Source organism: Phenylobacterium sp. (assembly GCF_004799395.1).
In the GTDB taxonomy this organism is placed as follows: domain Bacteria; phylum Pseudomonadota; class Alphaproteobacteria; order Caulobacterales; family Caulobacteraceae; genus Phenylobacterium.
This window is the reverse complement of record NZ_SSMZ01000216.1, coordinates 1-7950: the sequence shown is the minus strand read 5'-3', so window position 1 is coordinate 7950 and position 7950 is coordinate 1. Positions and strand designations below refer to the sequence as shown.

Genomic DNA, 7950 nt, shown 5'->3' with positions numbered 1-7950 from the left:
CCTGAAGACGGCGGCCGATACGGTCGCGGCCTTCCGTGAGGTCTGGGGCAAGGAGAAGGCGAACCTGCCCCTGCCCGCCTATGTCGCCACAGCCATCGACCATCAGCTAGAGATCGTGCCTCTCGCGCGTCACTAACGGCGCCCCTGCGAGCGTCGAAGACGTTTCCCGTGCGGGACAGTTCTGCACTCGCAGCGGGGGAGATCGCCAAAGTGCCCCGTTTCGGAAAACCCGAGCGCAGTCCTACTCCGCCGCCACCATGGCCGACTTGAGGGCCGGTTCGCCCAGGCGGGTGACCAGGCTGTCGAGTTCGGCCCAGAGCGCCGCCGGGAGCCGGTCACCGAAGCGTTCGTAGAAGGCCGGCACCAGGGCCGCTTCCTGCCGCCAGATGTCCTCGTCGACGTTCAGCAGCAGGTCCAGCTGCGCCTGGGTGAGGCCCAGGCCAGAGACGTCCAGGCTGCCCGGCGCGGGCAACAGGCCGATCGGGGTATCCACCGCCTCGGCGCGGCCTTCCAGCCGCTCGACGATCCACTTCAGGACGCGGCTGTTCTCGCCATAGCCCGGCCAGACGAACTTGCCGCGTTCGTCCTTGCGGAACCAGTTGACGAAGTAGATGCGCGGCAGCTTGGCCGGGTCCTTGGCCTGAGCGCCCATGGCCAGCCAGTGGCCGAAATAGTCGCCCATGTTGTAGCCGGCGAAGGGCAGCATGGCGAAGGGGTCGCGCCGGAGCTCCCCGATGGCGTTCTCCGCCGCCGCCGTGCCTTCGGAGGCCACGTTGGAGGCCATGAACACCCCGTGCGCCCAGTCGCGCGCCTCATTGACCAGCGGCACCGCGCTGGCGCGACGGCCGCCGAACAGGATGGCGGAGATCGGCACCCCGGCCGGGTCTTCCCATTCCGGGGCGATCACCGGGGTCTGCTCGGCCGGAACCGTGAAGCGCGCGTTCGGGTGCGCCGCAGGCTCCAGGCTCTCCGGCGTCCAGTCCTGGCCGCGCCAGTCGATCAGATGGGCCGGAACCTCATCGGTCAGGCCTTCCCACCAGACATCGCCGTCATCGGTCAGCGCCACGTTGGTGAAGATGCAGTTGGCGTGCAGGGCGGCGATGGCGTTGGCGTTGGTGCTTTCGCCGGTGCCGGGCGCCACGCCGAAGAAGCCGGCCTCGGGGTTCACCGCATAGAGCCGGCCATCCTCGCCAAAGCGCATCCAGCAGATGTCGTCGCCGATGGTCTCGGCCTTCCAGCCGGCCAGCGTCGGCTGCAGCATGGCCATGTTGGTCTTGCCGCAGGCGCTGGGGAACGCTGCGGAGATGTAGCGCACCTCGCCTTGCGGCGAAGTCAGCTTCAGGATCAGCATGTGCTCGGCGAACCAGCCCTCGTCGCGGGCCATCACCGAGGCGATGCGGAGCGCGAAGCACTTCTTGCCGAGGAGCGCGTTGCCGCCATAGCCCGACCCGTAGGACCAGATCTCCCGGGTCTTGGGGAAATGGACGATGTATTTGATTTCATTGCACGGCCAGGCGACGTCCTTGACGCCGTCGGCCAGCGGCATGCCCACCGAGTGGACCGCGGGTACAAAAAAGCCGTCCTCGCCGAGCTGGTCGAGGGCGGCTTTGCCCATCCGCGTCATGATCTTCATGGATACGGCGACGTAGGCCGAATCCGTGATCTCTACGCCGATGGCGCTGATCTTGGAGCCGAGCGGCCCCATGCAGAACGGCACGACGTACATCGTGCGGCCCTTCATGCAGCCCTTGAACAGGTCCTTCAGGTCAGCCCGCATCTCGGTAGGATCGAGCCAGTTGTTGGTGGGACCGGCCTCTTCGGGCGTATCCGAGCAGATGAAGGTGCGGCTCTCGACCCGGGCGACGTCGCGCGGATCGGAGGCGGCGTAGAAGGAGTTTGGGCGCTTGGCGGGATTGAGCCGTTTGAGCGTGCCGGCCGCGACCAGCTCGTCGGTGAGCTCAGTCCATTCGCCTTGCGATCCATCGCACCAGCGCACCCGGTCCGGCTCGGTCAGCGCGGCGATTTCGCGAACCCATTGCAGCAGCCTCGCGTGTTTCGTCGGCGCGGGCTCGAGCCCCGGGACGATGCGTTGGGTCATACTTGACGCTCCCTGGCCCCACTCACCGCCCGGATTGAGCTCCCGGAGCGGTCAATTTCGAACAGTCTTCTAAATCTAGAAAGACCGCCTGCATACCATGGGCCATCGATTCGAGACGGCCCAAGCCCTTAACGCAAAGTTACGCTTTCCGGCTCCCTGCGGACGCAGATTTGGCGATCACTTTATCGCGCCCGGCGCGGGCGGCGCAGGTCCGTCCTTAAGATAGTGGGCAAGCCAGGTATCGACCTCCTGATAGAAATGGCGGCTGTCTTCGGGCTTCAGGATCCAATGCCAGGCGTCCGGCCAGACCAGCAGGCGGCTCGGCACCTTCATCCGCTGCAGGGTCGACCAGTTCTCCAGCGTATTGCCGATCGGCACGCGGAAGTCGCGCTCGCCGACGGAGAGCAGCATCGGGGTCTTCCAGTTCTTCGCGTAGGTGATCGGGCTCTGATCTCGCCAGATCGGGTTGCCTTCCCAGGGCGGGCCGCCGTTGGTGACCTCGCGATTGTAAATGCCGTCGCTCATGCCCCATTGGCTTTCCAGGTCCACCTCGCCGGCGTGGCTGACCAGGCACTTGTAGCGGGTGGTCGTGGCCTCAAGCCAGTTGACCATGTGGCCGCCGTAGCTGGCCCCCAGCGCGCACATCTTGGTCCCGTCGATGTAGGGATAGCGCTTCAGGGCCTCGTTCACCGCCTGGTCGATCTCCAGGCCCGGCGTCTTCAGGGGATCGAGCTTGATCTGCTGGGCGAACTTCTCCCCGAACCCGGTCGAGCCGGTGTAGTCGGTCATCAGCATCACGTACCCGGCGGCGGTCAGCAGGTGGTAGTTCCACCGCAGCCCGATGCTGTCGGTGTTCATGCTGGCCGCGCCGCCGTGGATGAACACCAGGAGGGGATACTTCTTCGCCGGATCGAAGTTCGGCGGCAGGATGATCATGTTGTGGATCTGCCGCCCGCCGGCGCTGGTGAACCAGAAGTGCTGCGGCGGCTGCCAGTCGAAGGTCGCGGCCTCGGCGGTGTCCACATGGGTCAGGTTGGCGTGCGTCTTGGCCGCCGGATCGATGCGCACGATCTCCTCGGGGCTGACCGAACTGCCGTAGCTCGCGATCAACAGCGGCTTGGCCGCCTTCTGAGGGATGGTGAGCGCGCCGTAGCCGCCGGTGGCCGGCTCGATCACCAGCGCCGGTTTCCCGCCCGCGGTCGGCACGCTGTAGAGGTTGGTCTTGCCGGCCTCGGGGACCAGGATGTAGGCGGTCTTGCCGTCGGGCGTGATCTGGAACCGTTCCGGTTCGCGGTCGAAATCCCTGGCGACGGTGGTGATCTCGCCGCCGGCCGGCCAGGCGACCTTGGAGAAGCGGGCGAGGTTGTAGATCTCCTCGGTGCGCGGCGCGTAGCCGAAGTAGAGGCTCTTGCCGTCGGCGCTGAAGGTCGGCGAGCGGAAACCGCCCTTGGCGGGCGTGATCGGGGCCGCCTCCCCGCCATCCACCGGCAGCCGCCAGAGCTGATAGTTCACTTCGCTGAAGGCGGCGTTCCAGCGCTCCACCGTGGCGGAGAACACCACCTCCTTGCCGTCCGGGCTCCAGATCGGCGACAGCGATATGCTGGTCTCGCCCTCCGGCCCCGAGAAGCCCGGAGTGTGCGCCAGCGTCGTCGGCGACAGGATGTCCTTCGGCTTTGCACCCGGCTCCAGGCTCACGACCTCGATGGTCGGCATGCGCTCGTCCAGCCACTCGTTCCAGTAGCGGATCGGGAAGTGCTCGTAGGTCCGGACGTTGTATTTGCGGGCCTTCTTGGCAGCGATCGCCTTCTTGTTGGCCTCGTCGTCCAGGGCGCCGGGATAGACCATGGTCTCGAACAGGATGGCCTGCCCGTCGGGCCGCCATTGCGGCCGCGTCGCCGCGGTCGAAAGGCTCGTCACCCGCCGCGCCTCGCCGCCGCCGATGACGTCCAGCACATAGACCTGCTCGACCTCATCGCCCTCGCGCTTGGTGGTGAAGGCGATCCTGGTGGAGTCCGGCGACCAGACCACGCCGTTCTCGCCGGCCTTGGTGTTGGTCAACCGCTTGGGCGCAGCGCCGCCGGATGTCGAAACCAGCCACAGGTCGCTGACGGCCTTCTCTGGATCGTAGGCGGGCTCGGAGATCGAGAAGACGACCCACTTGCCGTCTGGGCTGACCTCGGGCGAGCCGACCCGCTTCATCATCCACAGGGCTTCGTGGGTGAGCGGGACCTTGGCCGCCGCCTGGACCGACGAAAAGCCGGCGACCGCTACGGCCGCCGCCGCCATCAGAGTGGAAAACTTCATGACGCCCCCGCGATACTGGATGGCGTACTTCTTAAGTCGCCCGTCGGAAGAGTCGAGCCACTCCGCATCGCCCTGAAGGCATGTTTGAACTTCTGCCCCCAAGGTGGCACAGCGGGCGCTCAGCGTTTGAGGGAATTGACAGCAGAATGGCGATCCTGGTCACCGGTTCGGCCGGCTTCATCGGCTTTCACCTGGCGCGCAAGCTGCTGGCCCGCGGCGAGGCGGTCGTGGGTCTGGACGACCTCAACGCCTATTACGACCCGGCGTTGAAGGCCGCGCGCCTGGCGATCCTCGAGCGCGAGGCCGGCTATCGCCACGCCAGGATCGACCTCGCCGACCGCGACGCGGTCGCCGCCCTCTTCGCCGAGGCCAAGCCCACCGCGGTCGTGAACCTCGCCGCCCAGGCCGGCGTCCGCTACAGCCTGGAAAGCCCGCGCACCTACGTGGACTCAAACGTCATCGGCTTCCTGAACATCCTGGAGGGCTGCCGCGCGGTGCAACCGAAGCACCTGGTCTACGCCTCCACGAGCTCGGTCTACGGCGCCAACGGCAACCTGCCGTTCAATGTCCACGACAGCGCCACTCATCCGATCACCCTCTACGCGGCCACCAAGCTGGCCAACGAAGGCATGGCGCACTCCTATTCGCACCTGTTCGGCTTCCCCTCGACGGGCTTCCGTTTCTTCACGGTCTACGGCCCCTGGGGCCGGCCGGACATGGCGCTTTTCAAGTTCACCGAGGCGATGCTCGCGGGACGTCCCATCGACGTCTACGGCGAGGGCAGGATGCAGCGCGACTTCACCTATGTCGCCGACATCGTCGACGGCGTGATCGCCGCCGTCGACCGGCCGGCTCAAGTGAACCCGAACTGGGATCCGATGCATCCGGATCCCGCGACCAGCGGCGTCGCGCCCTGGCGCGTGCTGAACCTCGGCAACAGCCAGCGGGTCGAGCTGATGCGCTACATCGAGGTGCTGGAGCAGAAGCTGGGGATCAAGGCCAAACTCAACCTGCTCCCCATGCAGCCCGGCGACGTGGCCCGCACCGAGGCCGATGTGACCGAAACCAAGGCCGCGCTCGGTTATGCGCCCTCGACTCCGATCGAGACGGGCATTGGCGCCTTCGTCGACTGGTACCGCGACTACTACGCCGCCTGACCGGAACCGCGCTCCCGCCGCGGGGTTCTGAGCCCCAGAGGCACGAGGGACGCGGATGGCGCACGACACCGGACCCAAACGGGGGCCCAGCCGGCGAGGCATTCTGACCGGAGCCGGCGGCGTGGCCGCCTTGCCCCTGGTCGCCGCCGCCCAGCCCGCCGCGCATCCTCCCGCGCCGGGAGCCAGGCCCCGTATGGACATCACGCTCACCGTCAACGGCCGCGATCACCGCGTCGCGCTCGACCCGCGCACCACGCTCCTGGACGCGCTGCGCGAACACCTCGACATGACCGGCTCCAAGAAGGGCTGCGACCACGGCCAGTGCGGCGCCTGCACGGTGCATATCGATGGCCGCCGGGTTCTCGCCTGCCTGACGCTGGCCGCCACGGTCCAGGGCCGCAAGGTCACTACCATCGAAGGCCTCGCCCGTGACGGCGTCCTGCATCCGATGCAGGCTGCCTTCATCGAGCATGACGCCTTCCAGTGCGGCTACTGCACGCCGGGCCAGATCATGTCCGCCGTGGCCTGCGTCCAGGAAGGTCACGCCAACACCGACGAGAAAACCCGCGAATATATGAGCGGCAACCTCTGCCGTTGCGCGGCCTATCCGAAGATCGTCGCCGCCATCCGCGACGCGGCGACCAAGATGGCGCGCGCCTGATGCGGCCGTTCCACTACGAACACGCCGCCGACCGCGCCCAGGCTCTCAGTCTCGCCGCGGCCTCGGCCGACACCCACTACTTGGCCGGCGGGACCACGCTCGTCGACCTGATGAAACTCGACGTCATGCGCCCGGCGACGGTGGTCGACATCAATGCGCTGGCCCGCGACCACAGCGAGATCGCTTTAGACGGCGATCACCTGCGCCTTGGCGCCCTGGCCCGCATGTCCGACGTCGCCGAGCACCCGGCCGTGCGCCGCGACTTCCCCCTCATCGCCCAGTCGCTGGACCTCGCGGCCAGCCCGCAGATCCGCAACATGGCCAGCCTCGGCGGCAACGTCCTGCAGCGCACCCGCTGCCCCTATTTCCGCGACACCCACTGGGCCGCCTGCAACAAGCGCAAGCCCGGCTCCGGCTGCGCGGCGATGGAGGGCGTGAACCGCAAGCTCGCCGTCCTGGGCGTCAGCGACCACTGCATCGCCAACTATCCCGGCGACTTCGCCACGGTGCTCGCAGCGCTCGGCGCCACCGTCGATGTGGAGGGCGCCGGCGGTCGCCGCGTCATCGCCTTCGAAGATCTGCACCGCCTGCCGGGCGACACGCCGCACGTCGAGACCACGCTGAAGCCTGGCGAACTGATCACCGGCTTCAGCGTGCCCGCCGGGTCATGGACCCGCCGCTCGCTCTATCTGAAGATCCGCGACCGCCAGTCCTTCGAATTTGCGCTGGCCTCCGCCGCGGTCGCCCTGGACCTCGAGGGCGGGAACGTCCGCACAGCGCGCATCGGTCTGGGCGGGGTCGCGGCCAAGCCCTGGCGCAGCCACGAGGCCGAGGCCGCCCTGCAAGGCCATCGTCTGGACGAGGCCTCAGCCCGCGCCGCCGCCGACGCCGCCTTCGCCGGCGCGACCGCCCACGGCCAGAACGCCTTCCGGATCGAGCTCGGCAAACGCACCCTGGTCCGCGCCCTTATCCAGACCGCCAAGCTGGAGACCTGACATGGCCGACGACACCGGACCCCTGCGCGGTCATCGCATCGGCCAGCCCGCCACGCGCATCGAAGGCGCGCTCAAGGTCACCGGCGCGGCCCGCTTTGCCTCGGACGAGGCGCCCGCCAATCCGGCCTATGCGGTGCTGGTCACCAGTTCGATCGCCCGCGGCCGCATCCGCGGCATGCAGCTGGACGCCGCCCGCGCCGTACCGGGCGTCCTCGACATCCTCACCCACGCCAATGTCGGCTCCGAGATCAAGCCGCCGGTCGGCCCCGACCAGGGCCCGACCACGGGCACCCTGGAGACAGACCAGATCTGGCACGATGGCCAGATCATCGGCATCGTCCTGGCCGACACCTTCGAAGCCGCCCAGGAAGCCGCCGCCAGCGTCGTGGTCGACTACGCCCCCGAGCCGCCCAGCGCGACCTTCGACAGCCCCGGCGCCGAGACCGAGCCCAAGAAAGAAAACCCGCAGTCGCCGCCGCCCGCCAAGGGTGACGCGGCCGGCGCCTTCGCCGCAGCGCCGGTGAAGGTCGACGTCCGCTATTCGACGCCCACCCAGCACCACAACCCGATGGAGCTCTTCACCACCACCTGCGTCTGGGAAGGCCCCAGGCTGATCATCTATGAGCCGACCCAATCGATGTATGGCCTGAAGGGCGCGGTGGCCAAGCAACTCGGCCTCGACCTCGCCAATGTGCGGACCATCTCGCGCTATGTCGGCGGCGGCTTCGGCTCGCG

General features: G+C 67.8%; 6 protein-coding genes. 4 read left to right on the top strand and 2 right to left on the bottom strand.

Translation table 11 applies throughout. The annotated features are described in order from the left end of the window. Nucleotides 1-241: 241 nt before the first annotated feature. Together E8A12_RS14005 and E8A12_RS14000 are read right to left on the bottom strand one after the other, a co-directional pair. Nucleotides 242-2098: a phosphoenolpyruvate carboxykinase (GTP) gene (locus tag E8A12_RS14005; RefSeq protein ID WP_293369778.1), complete on the bottom strand. Its 1857-nt coding sequence runs from the start codon at nt 2096-2098 to the stop codon at nt 242-244. Between the two features lie 177 nt (nt 2099-2275). After that, nucleotides 2276-4402 (bottom strand): S9 family peptidase, encoded by a 2127-nt coding sequence (locus E8A12_RS14000; protein ID WP_293369776.1) that lies wholly within the window; start codon nt 4400-4402, stop codon nt 2276-2278. 146 nt (nt 4403-4548) lie between these two features. Between E8A12_RS14000 and E8A12_RS13995 the strand changes: the two genes are divergently transcribed. The 4 genes from E8A12_RS13995 to E8A12_RS13980 form a co-directional block, all read left to right on the top strand. After that, entirely contained in the window at nt 4549-5559 is a 1011-nt protein-coding gene (locus tag E8A12_RS13995; RefSeq protein ID WP_293369774.1) for an NAD-dependent epimerase, read from the top strand. Nucleotides 5560-5680: 121 nt separating this feature from the next. After that, nucleotides 5681-6220: a (2Fe-2S)-binding protein gene (locus tag E8A12_RS13990; protein ID WP_293369772.1), complete on the top strand. Its 540-nt coding sequence runs from the start codon at nt 5681-5683 to the stop codon at nt 6218-6220. Continuing rightward, nucleotides 6220-7215 carry a xanthine dehydrogenase family protein subunit M gene (locus E8A12_RS13985; RefSeq protein ID WP_293369770.1) on the top strand — a complete coding sequence of 332 codons (996 nt, stop codon included), beginning with the start codon at nt 6220-6222 and terminating at the stop codon, nt 7213-7215. The genes E8A12_RS13990 and E8A12_RS13985 overlap by 1 nt, the downstream gene beginning before the upstream one ends. A 1-nt stretch (nt 7216) precedes the next feature. Next, on the top strand, nt 7217-7950 hold a 734-nt coding region (locus tag E8A12_RS13980; RefSeq protein WP_293369767.1), incomplete at its 3' end, for a molybdopterin cofactor-binding domain-containing protein.

What these genes read in the sequence shown, in the direction of transcription:
- E8A12_RS14005 (WP_293369778.1), bottom strand. Translation starts at nt 2,098, where the DNA reads ATGACCCAACGCATCGTCCCGGGGCTCGAGCCCGCGCCGACGAAACAC.
- E8A12_RS14000 (WP_293369776.1), bottom strand. Translation starts at nt 4,402, where the DNA reads ATGAAGTTTTCCACTCTGATGGCGGCGGCGGCCGTAGCGGTCGCCGGC.
- E8A12_RS13995 (WP_293369774.1), top strand. Translation starts at nt 4,549, where the DNA reads ATGGCGATCCTGGTCACCGGTTCGGCCGGCTTCATCGGCTTTCACCTG.
- E8A12_RS13985 (WP_293369770.1), top strand. Translation starts at nt 6,220, where the DNA reads ATGCGGCCGTTCCACTACGAACACGCCGCCGACCGCGCCCAGGCTCTC.